This window comes from Yoonia sp. 67-2, assembly GCF_035117555.1.
Taxonomy (GTDB): domain Bacteria; phylum Pseudomonadota; class Alphaproteobacteria; order Rhodobacterales; family Rhodobacteraceae; genus Yoonia.
Genome location: NZ_JAYKPK010000007.1, coordinates 1 through 22958, shown reverse-complemented (window position 1 = coordinate 22958; position 22958 = coordinate 1). Strand labels below are relative to the sequence as shown.

The window sequence follows — 22958 nt, the reverse complement described above, 5'->3', positions numbered from 1 at the left end:
CCCGGCAGGCTAACAGGGTTGCGCGCGCAGGCTTGGCGATTTACGAAACAGATATGGCATTTTCTGCAACCATTTTTGCGCCTTCGGACCGCCCGCTGGACATTGCGGTGCTGGTGCTACCGCGGGCGTCGATATTGGAGGTCGCGTCGGTGCTGGACCCGTTGCGCAATGCCAACCGGCATCTGGGGCAGGAGGGGTTTCGCTGGCGCGTCGTCTCGCCCTCGGGCGAGGATGTGGCGCTAACCTGCGGGATCGCCTTGCCTGCCATCGGGGCGTTGAATGCTGCCGTGGGCGCTGATGCGCTGATCGTGGTCGCGGGCTATAACCAGTCGGAGGTTGCGACCCGTCCTTTGATCGCAGACTTGCGCCGGATTGCCGGGCAATTCCACGCTGTAGGGGCGGTCGATGCGGGACCTTGGGTTCTGGCGCGGGCCGGTCTGTTGGACGGGCACCGTGCCACCGTTCATTGGGAAGATCTGGAGGATTTCGCCAGCGCCCATCCCGCCGTTGATGTCGTGCCAGACCGTTTTGTCATTTCGCGCAACCGCTTTACGGCGGGCGGTGCGGCGCCTGCTGCTGACCTGATGCTGCATCTGATCGGGGCGCGGTGTGGCGCGGCGCTGGCGGGGCAGGTGGCGGCGTCGTTTCAATATGAACCGCAGGTCGATGGAAGCCGCCCGCAACGCCCCGGTCTGGTGCCGGTGGCGGGCGATGCACGGCTGGCGGGCGCGCTGGCGATGATGAATGCGCATCTGGAAGAGCCGCTGCCGCTTGCCACCATTGCCCGCGCGCAGGGGCTGGGCCCGCGCCGGATGGAACAAGTGTTTCGTGATGCTTTGGGCCAGGGGCCGGGCGCGGCCTATCTGGACCTGCGGTTACAGATGGCGCGGCGGATGGTGACGGACACCGACCATGCGCTGCGCGATATCGCGCTGCGCTGTGGCTTTGTTGATCCGACCAGCTTTTCCCGGGCGTTCCGGCGGCGGTTCGGGGTGCCGCCCAGCCGGATCAGGAGGCAGTGACCGGGGGCAATGTCACCTCGATCATCCGGGGGCCGGGGGCTGTTGCGTCCAGATTTGCGGGCGTCGTGCAGGTATAGGGCAGGCCGCAAGCCCGCGCGAAATCGGCAAAGCCGGGCGGGCGCGGGGTGCAGCCCAGCACCTCTGCCCCTGCGGCTTTCATGGCATTGGCAATCTCGCCAAAGCCCGCGTTGTTGAAAACGATGAAGGTGATGTTCAGGTTTTCCTCGACCGCTGTCATCAGCTCGCCGGGGGCGAACATCAGACCGCCATCGCCGATCAGGCACAGGATGCGCGCATCGGGGGCAGCGAGCGCTGCGCCGACTGCCGCACCCGTCGCATAGCCCAAAGCGCCATAGCCGGTGGCGGCGTTGAACCAGCCACGCGGGCGGTCGTGGTCGTAATACATATTGCCTGCATAGATCACTTGTGTGGAATCGCCGACCATGATGGCACCCGGACAGGTGTCGCGCAGAGCGTCGAGCACGGCGATTTCTGCGGCATAACCTGCGGGGAGGGCGGCATGCGCTGCTTTGCATGTGGCAGCCGCGCGGGCAGGGCCATTTTGTGCGGGGGTGGCGCGTGTCAGATGCGGCAGGATTGTTCCGACATCGCCTTGCAGTGGCAGGGCGGCCGGATGGCGGGCGAGTTGGTCTGCGTCGATATCGACGCGGATCATCTGTGCCACATCCGGGAAACCACCATCATCATACATATCGTAATCCGTCGGCCCCATTTCAGAGCCGAGCACCAGTACCTGATCTGCAGCGCCGATCAGGTCGCGCACCGGCGCAAGGCTGGGTGTGGCAGGCACGACCAGCGGATGCCCATGCATCAGCCCGCGCGCATTGGTGGTCAGGATCACCGGCGCACCCAGCCGTTCGGCCAGCGCCTGCAATTCCGCGCCCGCATGGCGACAGCCGCCACCGGCAAGGATCACCGCGGATTCTGCGCGGTCAAGCAGGACATTTGCACGGGTCACATCTGGCGTCGTGGCGGGATCAGCCGCAACATTTTCTGGCGCGTCTGGTGCCTCTGCCGCCATCAAATCGAGCGGGATTTGCAGATGCACAGGACCGCCGCGACCATTGGTCAAGGCAGTGGCGATCTGGGTCAGGATGCCGGGCAATTCGTCAGGCTGGTTCAGATGAAAGGCCGGACCCAATGTCTTGGTCAGCGCCAGTTGGTCGGGCAGTTCATGCAGATGGCCCAGCCCTTTGCCCAAGCTGTCACGCCGGTTTACCCCCGAAATCACCAGCATCGGCACCGAATCCGCGCGCGCCTGCGCCATCGGCGTCAGGATATTGGTCAGCCCCGGCCCGGTGATCACCAAGGCCACGCCGAACCGGCCTGTCACACGGGCATAGCCATCGGCCATGAAACCCGCGCCAGCCTCGTGCCTTGGCGTGACATGGCGGATACCGGCATCCGGCAAGGCACGGTAAAGCTCGATCGTATGAACGCCGGGGATGCCGAAGATTACCTCGGTTCCCATGGATCTGAGCCAGCCGACAAGGGTTTCGGCCACGGATGTCATGGCTGATATCCTTGCGCGAAATCAGCGATCCGGGCGCAGGCGGCGCGCGTGTCATCATCGCTGGCGTTTAGGGCAAGGCGCAGCCAACCCTCAAACGCCGCGCCGAAGGAGGCACCTGGCATGACGGCGACTTTTGTCGCATCGAGCAAGGCAAAGGCGAAAGCCTGTGAATCCTGACTAAGGGCGCGGATGTCGAGCAAGGCGAACATTCCCGCCTCGGGCAGATGCACGTGCAGGCCTGCCACCCCGTCCAAGGCGTCATGAATGATCCGGGCGCGATTTGCCATCCGTCCGGCCATGGCGCGGGCGAGGGTGGGGGGGCTGGTCACCGCTTCTGCCGTCATATCGGCGATGAAGGGTTGCGAGCCGAACAGCATGGTTTCCGACAAGGGCAAAGCCCGCGCGCAGAAATCGGCCGAGGCACAGACCCAGCCCGACCGGAACCCCGGCGCGGCATGGGATTTGGAGATCGAGGCGGTGACGATCACGCGGTCCTGATATGTCGGATTGGCCAAGGCCGAGGTAAAGACCGCGTTATTATGCGTCAGATTGCCGTAAACCTCGTCCGAGATGACCCAGAGGTCATGTGCTTCCGCCACCGCACAGATCGCGTCCAGATCATCGGGGCCCAAAATTGCGCCGGTCGGGTTATGCGGTGTGTTCACCATGATCGCGCGTGTGGCGGCGGTGACCTTTTCCGCGATATCGCTGGCTTGCAGCCGGAAGCCATGCGCCGGGTCCAGCGTGACATGCACCGGGACCGCACCGGCGGCGCGGATCAGCCCTTCATATGTCGCATACATCGGATCACCGAGGATCACTTCGGACCCCGGATCGCAGATTGCCATCAGCACCAGAAACAAGGATGTCTGCGTGCCGGGAAGGCACAGGAAACGGTCAGTTCCAATCGTGCGCCCGGTTAACGCGCTATAACGGCCCGACAGGGCGCGCAGCAGGGCCGGTTCCCCCCGCCCGTTGGAATAGCCGGTGCGCCCGGCCTGCATCGCGCTTGTGGCGCTTTGGATCAAGGTATCGGGTGTCGGGACATCGGGTTCGCCGATGGTCAGGTTGACCACCTTTTCACCCGCGCGAATCCGCGCATTGGCAGCGGCGCTGAGCGCCCATTTATCAGACCCCATCCCGGCAAGACGGGTGGTCACAGCAGCATAATGCATCACTTACTCCGGTAGGTTGAGGTCGAGAAGGCGGCCAAAGGCGCGGATCGCAAGGCTGCGCATCTCGCCGGTCGCAAATTGGTCGGGCAGGACGGAGGCTTCGATCCAAAGCCCGTCCAGCAGCGCATTGCCCGCGATGGCGAGGCTGCGGGTAGTCGCCTTACCGCAGGGTTTGCCGGTCTCGCGCAGCGCATCGGTGATCATCGCCTCCAGCCGGTTGCGGAAGGCCAGATAGGTGCGTTCATGCACCGCGCGCATCGCAGCGTCACGCGGGACCAGTTGCATCGATGCCGCCCAAAGCGCCATGGCGCGCGGATCGACGACAGGGGGGGTCACGGCATTGGCAATGAACCCTGCCAACCGCGCCAAAGGATCAGCCGGCAGATCGTCAAGCGAGGCGGCACTCGCCTCGGTCAGGCGCGTCATCAGGGTTTCGTGGGCGGCGGCAACGAGGTCTTCTTTGCTGTCGAAATAATGTTTGATCAGTCCCGGCGTCACGCCTGCCTTGACGGCGATGGCGCGCACTGTCGCGGCCTGCGGCCCACCTGCGGCGATGCAGTCCAGCGTGGCGTCGATCAGCGCTGCGCGCCGCGCCTCTTCGCCTTCGCGTTTGAAGGTGCGGCGGGTTGTCATCCGCGCAGTACCGGGCGGGTCAGGCAGGTTGGCCCGCCTTCGCAGGCGATGCACAGCGCGTCACCGGCAAAGACCTGCACATTGCATCCTGCGTCTTCCATCAGGGCGCGGGTCTTGGGGAAACCATCGACCATCACCACATCGCGCGGGCGCAGGGTCAGGACGTTCAGGTTCAACCCGCCTGAGGCGATGAATTCATCTTCCGGCGCATGGATCAGGGTCCAGCCCCGCGCCTCCATGTCCGTCCAAAGCGCATAGGGCAGCAGTGGCGCATGGATCAGCGCGATATCGGGGCCGAGGGGGGAGACAAGCGACATCAGATGCAGGCAGGCAGCGGGGCCGGTCCAATAGGGCAGGTCATAGGCCTGCACCGTGATGTCGTAAGGGCGCAAGATATCGGCCAGCGCCGCGATCCCTGCCTGATTAGTCCGCACGCCGCGCCCCACGGCGAGGGTCTGTGGGTCAAGCCAGAAGCAATCACCCGATTCCACGGTCGCATCGCCTGTCAGGCGACCGATGACTGGGACACCAATGGACGTGTAAAAGGCTTCATGCATGTCAGGTTCAGCCCGACGCAAAGCTTTGCCCATGTTCAGGATCACGGCACCGTGGCGGGTGACAAAGGACGGGTCCTGCACGAAAACAGCATCGGACAGACCGTCATCATCCGATGGCATCCAGTGAATCTCTGCCCCGTTGGCGGTGACAATCCGGGCCAGTTCGGCATGCTGGATTTCCGCGCGCGCAGGGTCAAACCCCGGCCCGTAATGCCAGTCTTTTGGGTCGGCCTTGGCCATGGCGGCACCGGGCGCGCGCATGATCACGGCGGACAGGGGTTTTGATCGGTCTTCGGCACCATAGCGCATAGCGGATTCACTTCTGCTGAAATTATACACTTGAATAATTGCGCGGATTTTGACCAGATACAATCACATTTCGATTGCGATGCCATTTCGGGCGGCGCAGCCTTCGCAAATGCAGCGCAAAACCGGCGCTGCGCGACCATCAAGAGGTGCAGTCAGCACCCGCATGTTCAACAACAAGGAGAGAAAACAATGAAAAAACTGACCCTTATGGCAACGACTGCCTTCATCGCTGTCGCCGGTATGGCGCAGGCGCAGGACGTCCGCATCGGGATCGCCGCTGAACCTTATCCGCCTTTCGCCTCGCCCGATGCCGCAGGCAATTGGGTCGGATGGGAGATTGAAGTGATAGACGCCATCTGCACCGCGGCAGAGCTGGACTGCGTGCTGACCCCCACTGCCTGGGATGGGATCATTCCGGCGCTGCTGTCCAACCGGATCGATGCGATTATGGCGTCGATGTCGATCACGGCAGACCGATTGGAGACAATCGATTTCTCGGACCCTTATTACAACACCCCCACCGTGATCGTCGGCCAGCGTGATATCGACATGGACGCCAGCCCTGAATCGCTGGCCGGAAAAGTGCTGGGTGTGCAGGTTTCGACCATCCACCAAACTTATGCCCAGACCTATTTCGAGGCAGAGACCGAATTGCGCCCCTATCAGACGCAGGATGAGGCCAATCAGGATCTTGCCGCAGGCCGGATCGACGCGACACAGGCCGACAGTCTGGCGATGGATGATTTCCTTGCCAGTGATGCCGGTGCCTGCTGCGAGGTGAAAGGTGCCGTTGCCGCTGACGAGGATATCCTTGGGGCCGGTGTCGGTGCCGGTCTGCGCCAAGGCGATGATGAGCTTCGCGAGGCGATCAACGCAGGGATCGCCACGATCCTTGAGGACGGCACCTATGACGAGATCACGGCGCGTTATTTCGCCACCTCGATCTATGGCAATTAAGCCCGGCTGACGGGCGTGTTGGACTGGCTCTATGCATTGTGGCCGGGGCTTGAGGCCTCGGTCAGCCTGCTAGCCCTTGAGCCGCCGGGCTGGGGGGGTAATCTGTTGCGCGGCGCTTGGGCCAGTTTACAGATCGCGCTGGGGGCCTTTGCGCTGGGGCTGGTGATCGGCACGTTCGGCGCGCTGGGCAAGCTGCATGGCGGGCCGGTGACCCGCGATCTGCTGTCGGTCTACACGGTCGTCGTGCGGGCGGTGCCGGAACTGATCCTGATCCTGATACTGTATTATGCGGGGACAGATATCCTGAACCAAGCCTTGCAGGCGATGGGCCAGCGGCCTGTCGAAATCTCTGGCGTGGTGGCGGGCATTGCGGTGCTGGGCATCGTGCAGGGCGCCTATGCGACGGAAGTGTTACGCGGTGCCATCCAATCCGTGCCACGCGGCCAGCATGAGGCGGCACGCGCCTATGGCATGGGGTCTGTGCAGACGCTCCGGCGCGTGACATTCCCGGCGATGCTGCCCTTGGCCTTGCCGGGCCTGTCCAACCTCTGGCTGATCGCGACGAAGGATACGGCTTTGCTGGCTATTGTTGGCTTTGCCGAACTGACGCTGGAGACAAGGCAGGCTGCGGGGTCTACCCGCGCCTATTTCACATTTTTCCTTGCAGCGGGAGCGCTTTATCTGATGATGACGCTGCTGTCGGGTCGTATCTTTGGCTGGATCGAAGCACGCTATCGCCGGGGGCAGGTGCGGCAATGACACGGGCAAGGCTTGCGCAGGAAATCTTGGTCCCGCACCGGCTGGTGATGATCGCGGTTGCCATCGGTCTGGTGGTCTGGGCCGCGATGGCGATGCGCTGGGACTGGATACCACGCTATTACGATCTGGCGTTGCAGGGATTGTGGCGCACGATCTGGCTGCTGGCGCTGAGCTGTCTGTTTGGCTTTATGCTGGCTGTGCCTTTGGGGCTGGCGCAGGCCGCAGGGCCGCGCATCCTTGCCGCACCGGCGCGCGCCTTCTGCACGGTGATCCGGGGCACACCGATCCTGCTGCAACTTTGGCTGATCTATTACGGCGTGGGCAGCCTGTTCCCGCAATTTCCCTGGGTCAGGGAAAGCGAGCTTTGGCCCTATCTGCGGCAAGCATGGCCCTATGCATTGTTAGCCTTATCGCTGAGCTTTGCGGGCTATGAGGGTGAGGTGATGCGCGGTGCCTTCAAATCCGTCCCCGGCGGCCAGCTGGAGGCGGCGCGATCCATGGGGATGGGCCGTTTCGCGATTTTCCGCCGGATCTGGTTCCCACAGGCGTTGCAACGGGCGCTGCCGACCTTGGGCGGTGAAACGGTGCTGCAACTCAAGGCCACGCCATTGGTCGCGACGATCACGGTGGTCGACATTTACGCCGTCGCAAGCCGGGTCCGGCAGGATACGTTCATCATCTATGAACCGCTGCTCTTGCTTGCCGTGATCTATATGATGATCGCGGGGCTATTGGCGCTGATGTTCAAGCTGCTGGAACACCGTTTCAATCGGGGCATGGTAGGCTAGCGCCTGCCGCATCCAATGAAACACGAATTGCTGTAGTGCATTGATTTAAATGGCTTTATAGCCAAGTTGCCAATTGGCAATCGGGACCGCGCCAGAGAGCTGTGGCGATGATCAGGCCGCTTTACCCCCCACCTAGACGCGCCCGTTGGCAATGTTGCGCAGATATGTGCCATAATCGTTCTTGGCGAATTTATCTGCCAGCGCGGTCAGTTCCGCATGGTTGATCCAGCCCTGTGCAAAAGCGATTTCTTCGGGGCAGCCGACCTGCATGCCCTGGCGTTTTTCCAGGGTCCGCACGAAATTACCCGCATCCAGCAAACTGCCATGGGTGCCGGTATCAAGCCAGGCATAGCCGCGCCCCATCTGTTTGACCGACAGCGATCCTTCGGCAAGGTAGAGTTCGAGCAGCGTCGTGATTTCCAGCTCGCCCCGCGCGGACGGCTGTACGCTGCGCGCCTTTTCGGGGGCGGTCCCATCAAGGAAATAAAGCCCTGTCACTGCGAAATTCGACGCAGGCTTGGCCGGTTTTTCGATGATCGACACGACTTTGCCGCCATCATCGAAACTGACGACACCATAGCGTTCGGGATCACTGACCTGATAGCCAAAGACCGTGCCGCCATCGGGCTTTTCAGCGGCTTCCAGCATCAGGTCGACAAGGCCGTGACCGAAAAAGATGTTATCGCCCAGCACCATGGCCGATGGCGCACCGGCCAGAAAATCCTCGGCCAGAATATAGGCTTGTGCCAGACCTTCGGGGCGCGGTTGCGCGATATAGGTAAAGGCGGCACCCCAATGACTGCCATCGCCCAGCAGGCGCTTGAACTGGTCCTGATCTTCGGGGGTGGTGATGATCGCAATCTCGCGGATGCCTGCCAGCATCAGCACGCTGAGCGGGTAATAGATCATCGGCTTGTCATAAACTGGCAAAAGCTGTTTCGACAGGCCCATGGTGATCGGGTAAAGCCGTGTGCCTGATCCACCGGCCAGAATGATCCCTTTGCGATTGGTCACGTCACGTCTCCTTCAAATCTTGCAGAACAGACCCGAGGCTTTTGCGCCAATCGGGTCGGTCGATGCCATAGTCACGCAGCAAAGCCGTGCAATCCATCCGCGAATTGGCAGGCCGCGCTGCGGGGGTGGGATAGGCGCTGGTGGGGATATCCGTGACCTTGCAGGCAAGGCCGCTTTGCGCAAAAATCTCGCGCGCGAAATCGGCCCAGCTGACATCGGGCGCGCCGCTGAAATGATAGGTGCCGGTCTGGCCTTTGCCTGCATGATGCGCCCGTGTGATCACCAGCAAGGCGGCGGCAATGTCGGCAGCGGCGGTTGGCCCGCCGATCTGATCGGCCACAACAGTCAGGCTGTCGCGTGTGGCACCCAGACGCAGCATGGTCTTCACGAAATTGCTGCCATGCGATGAAAACACCCAGGATGTGCGCAGGATGACATGCGCGCCCCCGGCGGCACGCACCGCCTGTTCGCCCGCCAGTTTGGTACGCCCATAAGCGCCAAGCGGACCGGTCGCATCATCCGGCTGCCAAGGCCGCGTGCCGCTGCCGTCAAAGACATAATCGGTCGAGACATGCAGGAATGGCAGGCCACGTGCGGCACAGGCCGTAGCCATAGCGCCGGGTGCCGCGCCATTGATCACTGCGGCAAGATCGGGTTCAGTCTCGGCCCGGTCAACCGCCGTGAAGGCGGCTGCATTGATCACGACATCCGCATCCGTTGCCGCAATCTGCGCGGCACAGGCGTCAGGATCGGTCAGATCGGCCTGTTCGCGATCAAGACAGGTGAGTGTGATATCATCCCCTGCCTGACGTGCAAGTTCCGTCGCGACCTGCCCGGTCTGGCCAAAGACAAGAACCCGGATCATGCTTTGGTCCCCAGACGCTGGCCGACACCGGCACGGGCTTGCAAGGGTTGCCACCAATCCGCATTGTCGAGATACCATTGCACGGTGCGGCGCAGACCTTCTTCGACGGTGACGGATGGCCGCCAGCCCAGCTCGTCGCGGATGCGGGTCGGGTCGATCGCATAGCGCGCGTCATGGCCAGGACGGTCGGCGACAAAGGTGATCTGATCAGCATAAGATCCGGCAGCTTTCGGGCGCAGATCGTCCAGAATGGCGCAAAGCGTGTGGACCAGTTCCAGATTGCTGCGCTCATTCTCGCCGCCGATATTGTAGCTGCGGCCCAAAGTCCCTTTGTCCAGCACCAGAAGCAAGGCATCGGCATGGTCTTCGACATAAAGCCAGTCGCGGATATTGCCGCCATCGCCATAGATCGGCAGTGGCTTGCCTGCGATCGCATTGAGAATGATCACCGGCACCAGCTTTTCTGGGAAATGATAGGGGCCGTAATTGTTGGAACAATTGGTCAGAACGACCGGCAGCCCATAGGTTTCATGCCAGGCGCGGACCAGATGGTCGCTTGCCGCTTTGGACGCCGAATAGGGCGAGCGGGGATCATAGGGGGTGGTTTCCGTGAATTTGATCGCAGGGTCAGCGGGCAGCGACCCGAATACCTCATCGGTGGAAATATGGTGAAAGCGGAACTGCCCGGGTTTGCCCTGTCTTGTCCAGTAAAGCCGTGCGGCCTCCAGCATGTTATAGGTGCCGGTCATATTGGTCGCGATGAAATCACCCGGCGCATCAATGGACCGGTCCACATGGCTTTCCGCAGCCAGATGCATGACGGCATCAGGCTGATGGCTGGCAAAGATACGGTCCAAGGCCGGACGGTCCCGGATATCGGCCTGCTCGAAGGCATAATCGGGACTGTCAGCCACGCTTGCCACGTTGTCCAGACAGGCGGCATAGGTCAGCGCATCGACATTCACAACGCTATGGCCGCGCGCCATGGCAAGGCGCACTACCGCTGATCCGATAAAACCCGCGCCGCCCGTCACCAAAAGTTTCATAGTTTATTCCGTATAAGTGAAAGGTGTATCAAAGTCGCGCAGCAAAGGGGCCTGCGCATCCTTGTCTGACAACAGCGGCGCAACGCCGTCCGGCAGCCCCCAGTCGATACCGATGTCAGGGTCATCGAACCGGATCGCCCCGTCACAGGCGGGGGCGTAATAGTCAGTGCATTTATAAATGATCTCGGTATCGGGCTCGCGGGTGATGAAACCATGCAGGAACCCGGCGGGGATCAGCAATTGGCGGCCATTCTCGAAGGACAATTCCTCACCGATCCATTGCCCATAGGTCGGTGACCCGCGCCGGATATCGACGGCGACATCGAAAAGCCGCCCCTTGCCGCAGCGCACCAGCTTGGCCTGCGCATGAGGCGGTGACTGGAAATGCAGCCCGCGTACCGTGCCGACGCGGGCTGAAAGCGAATGATTATCCTGCACAAAATCAAGCGTGACGCCGGCATCGGCCAGTGTTTTGCGGTTCCAGCTTTCCGAAAAGAACCCGCGTGTATCGCCAAAGCGCGCGGGTGTCAGAATCAGAACATCGCGCAATTTTGTCGTTTCGACTTGCAAGCTGTCATCCTTCGTCGCTCAGAGCGGCACCATCCGCGCCCGTTTTCCCGCCAGTAACCCGTTTTCAGTGCTTTGCAAACCACCCAAGGAGGACGGATGCTGCATTTAATTGCGTTCAGATTGCACCCTAGGTAGGACAGCCCCACGACGCAAGCAGCAGTAAAAGAGGCCAAAGTGATACCTATCTGGAAGCTCAAGCGCGAGCTGAAGCGCCTGACGGATCAACTCATCGGTCTGCCTCGTACGATTGCAACGCTGCCACGGCGGTTCCGTGAACCGCAATTGCGCCGCGCCCATGATGCGGCTTTTCCGGGAAATCTGCGGATCACCGCGGGGGATGTGGCCGCAGGCGGCCGGCTTGCCGTTGTCGTGGTGTTTCAACCAAAGGGCCTTGCGGCCTCGACCTTTGAAACCTGCGAAAACCTGCGGCACGGCGGCTATAGCCCGCTGGTCATGTCGAATGCGCCGTTAAGTGACAGTGACACCGCCCGTCTGGCAAAATCATGCTGGCGCGTGGTCAGCAGGCCCAATTTTGGCTATGATTTTGGTGCTTATCGCGATGGCATGCGGTTGATCAGACAGGCCGGGATCAGCCCTGACCAGGTGATCTTGATGAATGACAGTTTCTGGTCCGACCTGACCCCGGCACTTTTGAATCGGGTGAAGGCGCAGCAAGCTGACCTGTTCGGGTTGCTGCAGGATGAAAAGGTCAAACACGACACCAGAGGCGGCACACAGACCAGCAGGATGCATATCGAAAGCTACTTTCTGGTTGTGTCCGGCCAGCTTTGGCGTTCTGCGGTATTTGAACAATTCTGGCACAATTATCCGATGACGGATATCAAACCGAAAACCATCAGACATGGTGAGATCGGTTTTTCGCGGGCCATGGCGGATGCGGGCTATCATCTGGCGGCGCTGACCAGCCGCGACGCTTTTCTGACGCAACTGGCGAGGTTCGACGCGACAGAGTTGCAGCAGGTTCTGGCGTACGCTTCCTATGATGACGCGACATTCGAGGCAGAGGCTGGCGATCTTCTGGCTCGCGCCCCCGACCAGCCGGAATGGCGCGCAGCGGTGCTTGACCATATCCGCCGCTGGGTCAATCGTCGCCGGTTCAATGCGGCCTATCCGTTGGCGAGTGCCAAGATTTTCGGGACGTCATTCGTCAAGAAAAGCAATGAGCCGATCTTTCGGGCTGCCCGCAGGTCATATTTGAACGCTGTCAACGCGGGCCTGATCGCACCACCTTCGGCTGTGATTCTGTCGGAGATTGAGCGGGCGAAAAACTGACTTTTTGAAGTGTGTAGGATGGAACACCGCGTTTCATGGCGTCGAGAGAAGCATGTCGCGGGCGCTAGGTGGTCTTTGTGCTCGCTTGTAAAGTGAGCTTCAACATTGGCGCAATCGTCCGCCTAGTGTTAATGAAATAAGGGCGATTTTAGCGCATGAGTATTAAATTTCTGGTTGCGTCAGCCAGAAAGAACAGGCAGTTCAAATTTATGTTTGTGGCAGACCATCGACGTCAAACTCACCATCCGAAGTAGTCCAGATAAAGATTTGCCGATGAATAAAATTGCACAACGAATCGGTTTTCACAAAAGTGGGCGCCCGCGCCGCTGGTTGATCGCATTGTTGGTGGACAGGGCGGGGAGAGTCCGCCCCGCTTTTCGCAGGGTTGTATTTAAAAAGAACGGTTTGCCAAGACCGCGATACGCGGTCCTGCTGAACAAGGGCAATTCACTTGCGGGCACGACGCGCCAGGTTGCGGTCGACATGCATGTGCAGGACTGGCTTGATGAACGCTTCTCGGCCTTGCGGCCATTGACGGTTTTCAAAGATACCGCTGCAACAAACCGGATAAACCTTGTTACGGACAGTATTGGCGCATCAAGCCTGTTTGGTGGTGTTGGAACCGCAATAATTCTTGCTGCGCTATGGGCAAAGCGGACAGACGCAGAGCTGCGCATCATCACCCGGGGCGAACCTCCATCTACAAAAGCAGTGTCGACGGTGTTGTCGGCAAATGGGCTGCACTTTGACGGTCCGGTCGCATTTGTCCACGCGCCACATTTCAACAGTGACGAGATTGCTGTCTCTTCAAACGACATGTTCCTTGCGACATCATGGTGGACAGCGCGCAGCCTGCTGAACACAGTACCTTCTGATCGTATTGTATATCTTCTTCAGGAAGATGAACGCATGTTCTATCCATATGGCGATGACCATCTGAATTGCAGCAATGCCTTAGCCGAACCATTTGCAAAGGTGATCGTCAATACGGGATTGCTGCATCGTCATATGACCGAGGGGCATGATGCTGTCCCCGGCCTGGCGTCACGCAGTGTCAGCTTTGAACCAGCCTTTGTCTATCCACTAAAAAAGTCCAGCGCAGTTCATACGGGAAAGCGCAAGATGTTCGTCTATGCTCGCCCGCACAACGACCGAAATCTATATGCGACCTGTTTGCAACTGATCAATCAGGCCATCATTGAAGGAGTGCTTAATCCCAAAGACTGGGAATTGCATCTTGTCGGTCGGGGACTTGAAAAGCGCGTATTTGATGGCGGCCTTGTCGTCCGTTTCCACGATCCGATGGCATGGAACGATTATATTACGTTCTTACAGACCATGGATGCGGGATTAAGTTTTATGTATACGCCACATCCCTCGTATCCACCGCTTGACCTTGCGGCGATTGGAGTACCGGTCTTGACGAATCGTTTTGGCGTAAAGTCGGACCTGTCCAGCTATTCCAAAAACATCCTGTGCACGGATCTAACTATGCCTGCAATGCTTGACGGATTGCGGCAGCTTTTGGCGCTTGCGACTGATCCGCAGACCTGTGCCGTGAATATGGCTGGCGACCATATCAACCGCGACTGGGAAGCGGCGCTCGAAGACGTCATTGTGCAGCTTGCGGACCTGACGGACGGACGGCACTTACATGTTTCATGATCTTCTTGCCGAACCGGTTTTATTTGAGACTCCATGGGAAAACGAAACCTTGCCACAGCGGCTTTGCGAGTTGCTTGCAGGGGAAGGTGAAAAGGTTGCCTATATTTACGAATGGCCGGACAGCAGTACTTTTCGCTATCGGGTCTATAACATCATGGAGGCCCTTCGCGCTGCCGGTGATGACAGAGTCAGCGCAAGCTGGTTTTCGGCGCGCGAAATCGATAGCTTGCGTGCCTGCCTGCATCGCATAACGACTTTGGTTCTGGCCCGGGTCAGAATTACGCGTGCCGTTTCCGATCTTATTGCAGCGGCACAGCTTAACGGCGTCCGGGTGTTGCTTGATTGTGATGATCTGGTGTTTGATCCGCGCTATGCGCAGACTGTGTCTGTCAATAATGATCAGAACTTTGAACTTGAACCACATCTTGACGGGTGGTTTGCCTATGTCGGACGCCTGAACGCGACGGCGCTGCAATGCGACGGCGGCATCACAACAAATGCGTTCTTGGCCGAAAAACTAGCGAATGTGTGTCGAGGTCCGGTTTCGGTCATCCCCAATTTCCTGAACCGCCGTCAACAAAATATTTCGCAACACCTGCTGGAGGCGAAAGCGGCCAGAGGGTTTCGTGGTGACGGTCGCGTCACCATCGGGTATTTCAGCGGGTCGCCTACACATAACAAAGACTTCCGCATTGCTCTTGACTCATTGATCCACCTGATGGACGAGGATGACTCTATCGGCGTCCGTATCGCGGGCTATATGGAAAGCCATGTCGCTCTGGCGCGTTTCGGAAACCGTGTTGATGTAATCCCGTTTCACGATTGGGTGAACCTACAGGCAAGAATTGCCGAGGTTGACATCAACATTGCCCCGCTGCAGCTTAACGATTTCACGCATTGTAAAAGCGAACTGAAGTTTTTTGAGGCGGCTGTCGTCGGTACCTATAGCGTTGTATCGAAAAGCTATACCTTTGAACGCGCGGTTGATCATCCTGACGACGGCATGGTCGTTAACAATGGTCAATGGTATGATGGCTTGAAGCATGCCGTTGCCTTGGTGCGTGATTCAGATGCATACGGGCAAAGAGCGCTAAAAACAGCAGAACGTGTTGTCGCCAGATATGGTTGGAACCGGAATGACGATGCGATTTACAATGCCTTGCTCCGCGTCTCTGCATCATAGGCACTCATGACATGATCCGGTCTTGATCATGGAAATACACCCGTCAGGTGACGGACGCGTCACACCTGTGACACCTCTAACACAGTAAGCGTCAAAGCCCGCCCTACTATACTCAAACGCTATCGCCACTATCGACGGTCCGGGCAGCGACATCGCGTGCGACCCTATCTGGCGCGGCTGATCAGGCAAAACCATTAGAGGTAAGCTACCGCTCGGCGATGATCATGCTGATAAAGCATTCCCTAATGGGGTAACTAACATCAATTTTCTGGCTAATGTCTGTAATGGTGCCCAGGGGCGGAATCGAACCACCGACACGAGGATTTTCAATCCACTACGCAACGAACCTTCGCGATTTGCGTCAGCTTCGCAAGTTGCTGAAAAACAAGATTTATACATTTAAAACAATAGTTTAAGCGTGATTTATGACTGTCGGCTGTCATGTGTCTTGACCTATCATCGGAGGCGGAATCGACCCGAAAACCAGTTCAAAAACACAGAATATGCACAAAATCACAGCCCCCTTGCTTCTACCTGTTGCCGTGATCGCAGTGCTTCCATTGCTTGAATTGCAGCTGAAATAGGGGATGAATGCCCCCACTGCTTCATGCATCCTGATGTTGGAACGGAAGAACTGGCAGCCGACCCGAAGGTCAAGCTGCCCACCGCTCCAGCACAGCGATAGCGTTCTTCGGGTCTGCCTTGATCCGAAGAACGGTTTGACGCGACAAGTGGGTGGCGGCAGCGATGGCTGAAATGTTCTGCGAGGTGCTCAGCATGTCCTGCACCATTGCCACCTGCTCGCGGGTGTAGCTAGGCTTCCGGCCACGATACTTCTGCCCAGTTGCTTTAGCGTGTTCGATTCCGGCCCGCTGGGCTTCACGTGTGGCTTCAGCCTGAGCCTGTGCAGATGCCGCCATGAACCCGATCAAAGCATCCCGCACTGCCATCTGCATGGGATCGTTGGTGGCCCCATCAAATGTCATGTTGTTGATCACCGTACGAATGATTACCCCACGTTTCATGAAGTCGCGGATGGTTTCGGTCACATCGGCGTAGTTGCGGCCAAGCCTATCCACCCAACGAACTACCAGCACGTCGCCAGCCCGCAGCTTATCGTAGAGCCGCTTGCCTTCAGAACGATCCTTCAGCCGGGTGCTAATGCCTGACACGCCGTGATCGGCAATTACTTCATCGATCTTGAAACCCGCTTGCTCTGCTTGGGTCCGCTGATGATCCAGCGTTTGGCAGGCGGTCGATACCCTCGCGTAAAGAAACGTGTGTGCCATGCGGTCTCCTGTGTCCGTTAAGGTGGAGTCCACAAATAAGTTGTCCGTAGAAACAAAACAAGTCTAACGGACAACAAAGCCATAAGGTTTTTGCCAGGAATTCAATAACTTGTTGAGGTATACCCTTACGGTCGCCGCAATGCAGAAATCACTGTTTGCAATCATCATGCCAGTCGCGGGTTTCAAGCTTCCAACACTGGCCCGCAGCTTCCTTGGCTCGCCAGATCGGGGTTAGCGGATCATCTTCGAACGTTTCCCGGCACGATAGGCGAGCGACAATGCGGTCATCGCGTTCCACCAAGATCGTGACTTCATAGGGGCGTTCACCATCTTCGTGCCTGTCATAGACGCTGGTGATCACATAGTTGTAGGAATGGTTGCGAAAAACGACTTGATTTGTCGGATATCGCCCAAACCCACTCCAAGCCACATAGTCCACTTCACTGATCGGGCGGGCTAGGACCAACTCAGGTGATCCAGCTTGTAGAAAGGTGTATGTGGCCGTTCCCTCACCAAGGCACAGCGACAGAGTTTTGCCCCCGGTCGTGCAAGTCAGAAAGGGGTCATCAGTGCAGGAAGCGGCTGCTACATTGGCAAGCCCAGCGGCGACGATGAACACACCTGCACGGACCAGCATCATCGGCAGGGCTTCCACAGATCGACCGATGCATCACGGATCACAAACACCCCACCATGGGCTTGTTCCATCAGCATGATGCGTTCCACATATTCCTCGCCTTCGGCTGCACATTGACCATCATACAGAATTGCGTGCAAACCGCGAACATCGGTTGGGTTGTTCAGTTCACAGGCGTTTTCGATATCGATCAGCCAGTTACCTTCAATGGCGACTGCACCACCTTCAAACCCGATGTTCTGACAGTCCCATGTGGCAGGGTCAGCCTTCAGGGGCAGATAAACCCCTTCGAAAGGCGTGTCTGCAAGTGCAACAGAATAGATCATGATAGCCGCAGCAGTGGCAAGTGTGCGTCGGATCATTTTCGTCCCCTTCGTGATTAAACGGAAAGGACCACGCCGACATGCGGCGTGGCCTAGTTGGCGTGCGAGGCAGGTTTCAATACAGGCATGTATTGTGTTGCACATTATGGACTCTACAAAATATTGATCACGATGCTACATGATCTTAAGGGCAGCATTATCTGCAAAGGCCGATCTTGCAGACTTTAGATATCCAGCTTCGATAGCCCTTTCGCGATTTTCACCGTCTCCAAGTTGGCCATGAAACTAGCACATCAAGAAGGAGTGCTGATCGTTTACGGTTTCAGATTGATTGGACGATCAATTAACCCCTGCTGACCCAACGATACCTTGTATAACAGTATCGACGCCATTTGTAATCGTGCCAGTGTTAACGGCACCGAGTGCTGTTGTAGTGACATCGCCAACCGAGCCATTAACGGCGATAAGTGTGTTGTTCACGTTACCTTGGATCGAAGAAGTATTGCGAGCGACGTTCAGCATCAATGTGCCCGTATCTGCCGAACCACCAACCACGGTCAGGCTTGCACTTATGGCACGATTAGCTGAGCTTGAAGCTTCGTTAACTGCCGTGTTTACCCCAACCGTTATGTCACCGGTGTTTACCGCACCAAGAGCAGTGGTAGCGATATCACCGATATTGATGGTAGGTATCGAATACTCAGTTGCTGTGGCTGCACCTGCAATCGCTTCTTTCGTCGATTCAGTCACGCCTTCGATGATGTTCGTCACGGAGCCGTCGATGGTTGTGAATATAAACTCCTGTGAAACAGATGTTTCAAAAGTCTGACTAAAACCAGCCGCTTCATAGTTTGCAGCAGCTGCTGCGGCTACGGTAGTTATGCGTCTAGCAGTTCCATCATCAAAAATTCGATACTCAGAAAAATCGATAGTTGCCGAATTGCCATCCTGTATCGCGAAAAGAAGTTGTGATCCACTTGGATCAAAAAAGCTCCATACGTCAGTGGGATCGCCATCAGTATCGACTGTCGAGACACTACCATCAGCATTAAGTGTGATTGCACTATAGGGTACAATTAAAGTCGTTCCGATATCTGCTGCCGTCACAGTTCGTGTTGGCCCATAATTGTTACGGATAAAAAATAATATATCTGATGGCTCTGCATCAGCAATTACAAGAGGAGTAGTGTTTTCTACAGGATTAGTCAGAAGCACGCTTTCGGCAATATTGGCGTAAACACCATTAACTTGGGCGAGGTTCGTAGACCCGTCGATCTGGCTGAGCACACGCTCCAGAACAGACTGTGCGTAAGCTCCACTTGGAAGTACCAATGCCCACACAGTCAACTGACATGTAATTTTGGGCAAGCACAGGATTTTCACTTTAAGTTTTCCTGCGTTGTAATAGTCGACACGCCGTTTCTGCGTTTGATTCAACGGCAATGCAGGAACGCAAGGTGATACCTTAGAGCGATAAAGTACCACGACTGTTCGCACATTCTATAGTTATCTTTTGGATACATTTGGTGGCATAAGTCAGCGTCAGCCAGTCGCACTAGATCAGTAACTTCGGCAGTCCTTTCACGATTTTCACCGTTTCCAAGCTCACAGTGATCACCCGGCACAGCAGATCGAACGGATAGCGTGGGTCGCCCATGGTTTCCACGGCGTAGCGGTTGGCATCGTTGATGATGCCGCTGGTGGGGTCTTGTTTTTCCGCCTGCCGCTCCATCACCCATTCAATCGCGGGCTTGCCGTTCACCACGTAGTCGTAGGCTTCTTCGGGGATGTCGGTGATCGTGATGTTGCTGTTGTAGATGATCGTGCTGCGGTCCTTGGCTTTGCCCTTGCCGCCGAACCGCATCTTGGTCACGCGGAAGAAGGCTTCTGGATCGGGGATGCTGGCCAATCGCAGGTCACCTTGGGCAACCACCACAGGATAGGGTTCAACGGCTTCATAGCCCACGTGCAGATCGCCCAGCTTTCGCCCAGCGGCGGTGAAGGCCCAGAAAGCGGCAGCGGTTTTCACCGTGGGGATGCGGGGCAGTTCCTTGGACAGGTTATCGGCAAAGGTGCTGCGGTAGTCTTCGGAATGCAGCAGGCCATAGACGTAGTAGAACAGGTCTTCCTTGGTGATCGTTTCGCCGGGATAAGCGGCTTTGAAATGTTCCAGCCCAGCATCGGTGATGCCATCCCGCACGGTGTAGCCGGTGGCTGTGTCATGGCCCGAAAACAGATCGCCTTCATCGGCTGGGGCAGCCTGTTCGTAGAGTTTCAGGGGGAAGCATTGCGTGCCCCCGTCAGTTTGCAGTTCTATGATGTGGTCCGCCATCAAGGCGAACTGTGTTTCGCCTGTAACCCGCTGCTTCACCACGATAACCCTGTTCTCAACCCCTGCTTCTGGGAAGATGCGGGGGATTTGGTAGCGACGTTCGTTCAATCGCTTGCTGTAGAAAAGCCACTGTTTGAAGTAGGGCCGATACAGGGCCGGAACGTAGGTGCCTTCTTCAGTAGAAAGTTCACGTTCCTTTTCGAAATCCCCTTTCAGTGCGGAAGTCCACGAAATCTCCAGCGGTGCGTCCTTGGTAAAAGCATCTGGTTCCATGGAAGGGTTCGCGGCCCGTGCAGCTCGGAAGGCATCCAGTTGCCGGTTGTAGTGTGCCACTGTGCGGTCGATGCTGGTTTCCAGCACGTTGCGGGATGAGTTGAAGCACCACGCGTCACGCTGGGTCTTCAGGCCAGCCGAGTAGTTTTCAAACAACACCACGCCGGTATCAGACTTCTTGTCCCCGATGGAGATGTGATCGGCAAAGTTGCTGTCCCGCTGCTTCAGCCAATCGCCATGCTCATCGGGTTCTATCACTTGCCAGCTATCGCGTGCGGTGATGCCCCTGATGCTGCTGAAGTTGCGGATGATATTCAGCTTGTCCTGTTGCGACAGGTAATCCCCGATATCGTGGAAGAAGATTTGCCCCTGCTGTTCGGCCTTGGGGTTCTTGATGAACAGTGTGATCACAATGGGGGCACGACTGCCACCGCCGAAAATCTTGCCACCTTCACGGCGTGAGGTTTCGCCGCTGGTTCGCTGATTGCCCCGGAGGTGGAACACATAAATGCTGGTGAATTCATCGGCCAAGGACTTACGCATCCCATTCGCCGTGTTGGCATCCACCCAGCCGCCATTGGTCACATAGGCCAGAACCCCGCTATCGCCCAACCGATCACTGCCCCAGCGGATGGCACGGATATAGCTGTCATAGAGGGCGTTCTTGTTGGTGGCCGATCCACGGGCGGCATAAGTTTCGCCGATCCGGCCATCCAGTTCCGGGTAGCTGATGTGCTGCGATACGGCATAGGGCGGGTTGCCAATGATGACCTGAATATCCAGTTCCCGCTGCCGTTTCCGGCGTTCGCTGTTATCCGGCATGATCTGAGCCACAAGATCGCCCTTTTCATACATCTGGAAGGTATCGGTCAAACAGATACCCCCGAAGGGCACATAGTCACCGCCGTGCAGCCCATGGAACACGGCTTCAATGTTGATGGCGGCGATGTAGTAGGCCAGCAATACGATTTCATTGGCGTGGATTTCGTGGCGGAACTTGTGTTCCAGCTCTTCGGGTTTGATCAGGCCGGATTGCAGCAGTCGGGTGATGAAGGTGCCGGTGCCCGTGAAGGGGTCAATGATGTGCACGCCCTTGGAACCGATGGTCTGGCCGAACTCATCTTCCAGCACGTCGTTCACCGAATGCAGGATGAAGTCCACGATTTCCACAGGGGTGTAGACGATGCCCAGTTTGGCCTGCACCCGCTTGAAGGCTACAGCAAAGAAGCGGTCATAGAGCTGGCGGATCAGTTCCTGCTTGGCCTTGGGATCGCTGATGCCCATGGCACGTGCCTTCACGCTTGCGTAGAAGCGTTCCAGATCGGTGTTTTCCTTGTCCAGGTTGTGGGCATCCAGAACACCCAACACGCCCTGTATGGCCCTAGAAACGGGGTTTTCCTGCGTGAACTGATGGCCTTCAAACAGCACCTCGAACACCGGTCGCGTGATGATGTGCTGTGCCAGCATTTCCACGGCATCTTCAGGGGTGATGCTGGTGTTCAGATCATCGCGAAGCTCCTCAAGAAAAGCATCAAAGGCCGCACGGGCGGGGGTGTTGGGGGCCTCTACAATGGCGGTGATGCGGGTGATGTGGGCTTGGGCGATGTCCGCAATATTGCTGGCCCAGTCCTCCCAATAATCGCGGGTGCCGCATTTCTTGACGATCTTGGCTTTGATGGCACGGGCAAATTCATCCACCACGAAGCCGGGGAGTTCTGGATGGCTGATCGGCCCTTCCAGCACAATATCATCATCAGCCGCAGCACCCGACCCGTAGTTAACCGCACGTTTTGCAGCGGTTTTGTTGGGCAGGTTTTCTACAGTGGCGGTTACGGCTTTTAATTCGGGACTGTCTTCGGGTTTGCCCGAAACGCCTATGATTTGGATGCGGTCAGATACATCTTGCCCCAGATCAATCTGGTTGATGGTGGCATCAAAGCGTTCATCGTGAGCACGAAGGGCGTTCAGGATTTGCCAGACCACGCGATACTTTTCGTTGTCGGCAAGGGCTTGTTCAGGGGGCACACCCGCAGGAACCCCAACCGGCAGGATCACATAGCCCATCCGCTTGCCCGGTGCCCGACGCATAACCCGCCCGACCGATTGAACCACATCGATCTGCGATTTGCGGGGATGCAAGAACATGATGGCATCAAGGGCAGGCACGTCCACGCCTTCGCTCAGGCAGCGGGCATTGGTCAGGATACGGCAGGTGTTGGCATCGGGTTCAGCCTTCAACCAATCCAGCAGTTCCCCACGGGTCTTGGCGTTGAAAGTGCCGTCCACGTGCTCAATCTGGCAACGCAGGTGATCGGCTTCTACTTCATCGGCATCATCCAACAGTGGGTCGTTACACAAGAATTCATCCACCACAGCGGCGAATTCATCCTGAACCAGCTTGGATGATGCGATATCACGGCAGAAGGCCAGTGCCCTTTTCATCGGCTGTGTGTCGGCCCCGACATCGGTGGCTAGATCGGCCTTGGTTAGGGCTTTGTAGCAGCCCACAATCTTGGTCACATCATCCAGCTGAAGGGTGTTATCGCTGTCCGCCATCCGCTTCTGCACGGATCGGGCCACCAAGCCTTCATCCATGGCCAACACGATCACTTTGTAATCGCTCAACAAGTCATTCTGAACAGCCCAACCAAAGCCACGGTAATCTCCCCTTTTTTAACGGGGTGCATCCGTAGAATTCATGCAGCCATATTCAATTTCATGACGGGTGTGATGC

At 57.6% G+C, this 22958-nt stretch carries 20 protein-coding genes and 1 tRNA gene; 7 read left to right on the top strand and 14 right to left on the bottom strand.

The window, feature by feature from the left end:
* Positions 1-53 precede the first annotated feature (53 nt).
* Complete coding sequence (locus VOY09_RS12200) at positions 54-1022, top strand: GlxA family transcriptional regulator (RefSeq protein ID WP_322894324.1); 969 nt, start codon at positions 54-56, stop codon at positions 1020-1022.
* On the opposite strand, the gene VOY09_RS12195 is transcribed toward VOY09_RS12200, so the two are convergent.
* The 4 genes from VOY09_RS12195 to VOY09_RS12180 are packed head-to-tail and all read right to left on the bottom strand — an operon-like array spanning position 1009 to position 5230.
* The gene (locus VOY09_RS12195; RefSeq protein ID WP_322894325.1) at positions 1009-2556 is read right to left on the bottom strand and encodes a 5-guanidino-2-oxopentanoate decarboxylase; all 1548 of its coding nucleotides are present in this window, start codon (positions 2554-2556) and stop codon (positions 1009-1011) included. The genes VOY09_RS12200 and VOY09_RS12195 overlap by 14 nt on opposite strands.
* A complete protein-coding gene (locus VOY09_RS12190; RefSeq protein ID WP_322894326.1) occupies positions 2553-3731 on the bottom strand; it encodes a pyridoxal phosphate-dependent aminotransferase in 1179 nt (392 codons plus the stop codon). Before VOY09_RS12190 ends, VOY09_RS12195 begins: the two co-directional genes overlap by 4 nt.
* Before the next feature lie 3 nt (positions 3732-3734).
* Positions 3735-4364 carry a TetR/AcrR family transcriptional regulator gene (locus VOY09_RS12185; RefSeq protein ID WP_322894327.1) on the bottom strand — a complete coding sequence of 210 codons (630 nt, stop codon included), beginning with the start codon at positions 4362-4364 and terminating at the stop codon, positions 3735-3737.
* Positions 4361-5230: a dimethylarginine dimethylaminohydrolase family protein gene (locus tag VOY09_RS12180; RefSeq protein WP_322894328.1), complete on the bottom strand. Its 870-nt coding sequence runs from the start codon at positions 5228-5230 to the stop codon at positions 4361-4363. The genes VOY09_RS12185 and VOY09_RS12180 overlap by 4 nt, the downstream gene beginning before the upstream one ends.
* 189 nt (positions 5231-5419) lie before the next feature.
* Here VOY09_RS12180 and VOY09_RS12175 point away from each other — a divergent pair, with 189 nt between their 5' ends.
* From VOY09_RS12175 to VOY09_RS12165, 3 genes are read left to right on the top strand one after another with little or no spacing between them, the layout of a single operon-like run.
* The gene (locus VOY09_RS12175) at positions 5420-6187 is read left to right on the top strand and encodes a transporter substrate-binding domain-containing protein (protein WP_322894329.1); all 768 of its coding nucleotides are present in this window, start codon (positions 5420-5422) and stop codon (positions 6185-6187) included.
* A gap of 6 nt (positions 6188-6193) precedes the next feature.
* Complete coding sequence (locus VOY09_RS12170; RefSeq protein ID WP_416236748.1) at positions 6194-6946, top strand: ABC transporter permease; 753 nt, start codon at positions 6194-6196, stop codon at positions 6944-6946.
* Positions 6943-7734 carry an ABC transporter permease gene (locus VOY09_RS12165; RefSeq protein WP_322894331.1) on the top strand — a complete coding sequence of 264 codons (792 nt, stop codon included), beginning with the start codon at positions 6943-6945 and terminating at the stop codon, positions 7732-7734. The genes VOY09_RS12170 and VOY09_RS12165 overlap by 4 nt, the downstream gene beginning before the upstream one ends.
* Positions 7735-7866: 132 nt before the next feature.
* Here the strand turns inward: VOY09_RS12165 and rfbA are convergent, their stop codons facing one another.
* The 4 genes from rfbA to rfbC are packed head-to-tail and all read right to left on the bottom strand — an operon-like array spanning position 7867 to position 11229.
* On the bottom strand, positions 7867-8748 hold the full coding sequence (gene rfbA, locus VOY09_RS12160) for a glucose-1-phosphate thymidylyltransferase RfbA (protein ID WP_322894332.1): 882 nt from the start codon (positions 8746-8748) through the stop codon (positions 7867-7869).
* A 1-nt stretch (position 8749) separates the two neighbouring features.
* Positions 8750-9613 carry a dTDP-4-dehydrorhamnose reductase gene (gene rfbD / locus VOY09_RS12155; protein ID WP_322894333.1) on the bottom strand — a complete coding sequence of 288 codons (864 nt, stop codon included), beginning with the start codon at positions 9611-9613 and terminating at the stop codon, positions 8750-8752.
* Entirely contained in the window at positions 9610-10659 is a 1050-nt protein-coding gene (gene rfbB, locus VOY09_RS12150) for a dTDP-glucose 4,6-dehydratase (RefSeq protein WP_322894334.1), read from the bottom strand. The genes rfbD and rfbB overlap by 4 nt, the downstream gene beginning before the upstream one ends.
* A gap of 3 nt (positions 10660-10662) precedes the next feature.
* Entirely contained in the window at positions 10663-11229 is a 567-nt protein-coding gene (gene rfbC, locus VOY09_RS12145) for a dTDP-4-dehydrorhamnose 3,5-epimerase (protein WP_322894335.1), read from the bottom strand.
* A 174-nt stretch (positions 11230-11403) separates the two neighbouring features.
* Between rfbC and VOY09_RS12140 the strand changes: the two genes are divergently transcribed.
* The 3 genes from VOY09_RS12140 (at position 11404) to VOY09_RS12130 (ending at position 15370) form a co-directional block, all read left to right on the top strand.
* Positions 11404-12522: a rhamnan synthesis F family protein gene (locus tag VOY09_RS12140; RefSeq protein ID WP_322894336.1), complete on the top strand. Its 1119-nt coding sequence runs from the start codon at positions 11404-11406 to the stop codon at positions 12520-12522.
* A gap of 273 nt (positions 12523-12795) precedes the next feature.
* Positions 12796-14187, top strand: a complete 1392-nt coding sequence (locus VOY09_RS12135) for a hypothetical protein (protein WP_322894337.1) — start codon at positions 12796-12798, stop codon at positions 14185-14187.
* Positions 14177-15370, top strand: coding sequence for a glycosyltransferase (locus VOY09_RS12130; RefSeq protein ID WP_322894338.1), 1194 nt, complete (start codon positions 14177-14179; stop codon positions 15368-15370). The genes VOY09_RS12135 and VOY09_RS12130 overlap by 11 nt, the downstream gene beginning before the upstream one ends.
* A gap of 285 nt (positions 15371-15655) precedes the next feature.
* Here VOY09_RS12130 and VOY09_RS12125 read toward each other — a convergent pair.
* From VOY09_RS12125 to VOY09_RS12100, 6 genes are all read right to left on the bottom strand, one after another.
* Positions 15656-15733: transfer RNA gene (locus VOY09_RS12125), tRNA-Phe, on the bottom strand.
* A 290-nt stretch (positions 15734-16023) separates the two neighbouring features.
* Entirely contained in the window at positions 16024-16659 is a 636-nt protein-coding gene (locus VOY09_RS12120; protein WP_322894339.1) for a recombinase family protein, read from the bottom strand.
* 148 nt (positions 16660-16807) lie between these two features.
* Positions 16808-17299 (bottom strand): hypothetical protein, encoded by a 492-nt coding sequence (locus tag VOY09_RS12115; protein ID WP_322894340.1) that lies wholly within the window; start codon positions 17297-17299, stop codon positions 16808-16810.
* Positions 17296-17658 carry a hypothetical protein gene (locus VOY09_RS12110; protein ID WP_322894341.1) on the bottom strand — a complete coding sequence of 121 codons (363 nt, stop codon included), beginning with the start codon at positions 17656-17658 and terminating at the stop codon, positions 17296-17298. The genes VOY09_RS12115 and VOY09_RS12110 overlap by 4 nt, the downstream gene beginning before the upstream one ends.
* Before the next feature lie 300 nt (positions 17659-17958).
* Entirely contained in the window at positions 17959-19104 is a 1146-nt protein-coding gene (locus VOY09_RS12105) for a hypothetical protein (protein ID WP_322894342.1), read from the bottom strand.
* A 70-nt stretch (positions 19105-19174) separates the two neighbouring features.
* On the bottom strand, positions 19175-22849 hold the full coding sequence (locus tag VOY09_RS12100) for a type ISP restriction/modification enzyme (protein WP_322894343.1): 3675 nt from the start codon (positions 22847-22849) through the stop codon (positions 19175-19177).
* Positions 22850-22958: the final 109 nt, after the last annotated feature.

Coding starts and splice junctions, on each gene's coding strand:
- rfbB (WP_322894334.1), bottom strand. CDS start 10,659: ATGAAACTTTTGGTGACGGGCGGCGCGGGTTTTATCGGATCAGCGGTA.
- VOY09_RS12175 (WP_322894329.1), top strand. CDS start 5,420: ATGAAAAAACTGACCCTTATGGCAACGACTGCCTTCATCGCTGTCGCC.
- VOY09_RS12115 (WP_322894340.1), bottom strand. CDS start 17,299: ATGATGCTGGTCCGTGCAGGTGTGTTCATCGTCGCCGCTGGGCTTGCC.
- VOY09_RS12120 (WP_322894339.1), bottom strand. CDS start 16,659: ATGGCACACACGTTTCTTTACGCGAGGGTATCGACCGCCTGCCAAACG.
- VOY09_RS12185 (WP_322894327.1), bottom strand. CDS start 4,364: ATGACAACCCGCCGCACCTTCAAACGCGAAGGCGAAGAGGCGCGGCGC.
- VOY09_RS12165 (WP_322894331.1), top strand. CDS start 6,943: ATGACACGGGCAAGGCTTGCGCAGGAAATCTTGGTCCCGCACCGGCTG.
- VOY09_RS12130 (WP_322894338.1), top strand. CDS start 14,177: ATGTTTCATGATCTTCTTGCCGAACCGGTTTTATTTGAGACTCCATGG.
- rfbD (WP_322894333.1), bottom strand. CDS start 9,613: ATGATCCGGGTTCTTGTCTTTGGCCAGACCGGGCAGGTCGCGACGGAA.
- VOY09_RS12195 (WP_322894325.1), bottom strand. CDS start 2,556: ATGACATCCGTGGCCGAAACCCTTGTCGGCTGGCTCAGATCCATGGGA.
- VOY09_RS12135 (WP_322894337.1), top strand. CDS start 12,796: ATGAATAAAATTGCACAACGAATCGGTTTTCACAAAAGTGGGCGCCCG.
- VOY09_RS12200 (WP_322894324.1), top strand. CDS start 54: ATGGCATTTTCTGCAACCATTTTTGCGCCTTCGGACCGCCCGCTGGAC.
- VOY09_RS12180 (WP_322894328.1), bottom strand. CDS start 5,230: ATGCGCTATGGTGCCGAAGACCGATCAAAACCCCTGTCCGCCGTGATC.
- VOY09_RS12190 (WP_322894326.1), bottom strand. CDS start 3,731: ATGCATTATGCTGCTGTGACCACCCGTCTTGCCGGGATGGGGTCTGAT.
- VOY09_RS12110 (WP_322894341.1), bottom strand. CDS start 17,658: ATGATCCGACGCACACTTGCCACTGCTGCGGCTATCATGATCTATTCT.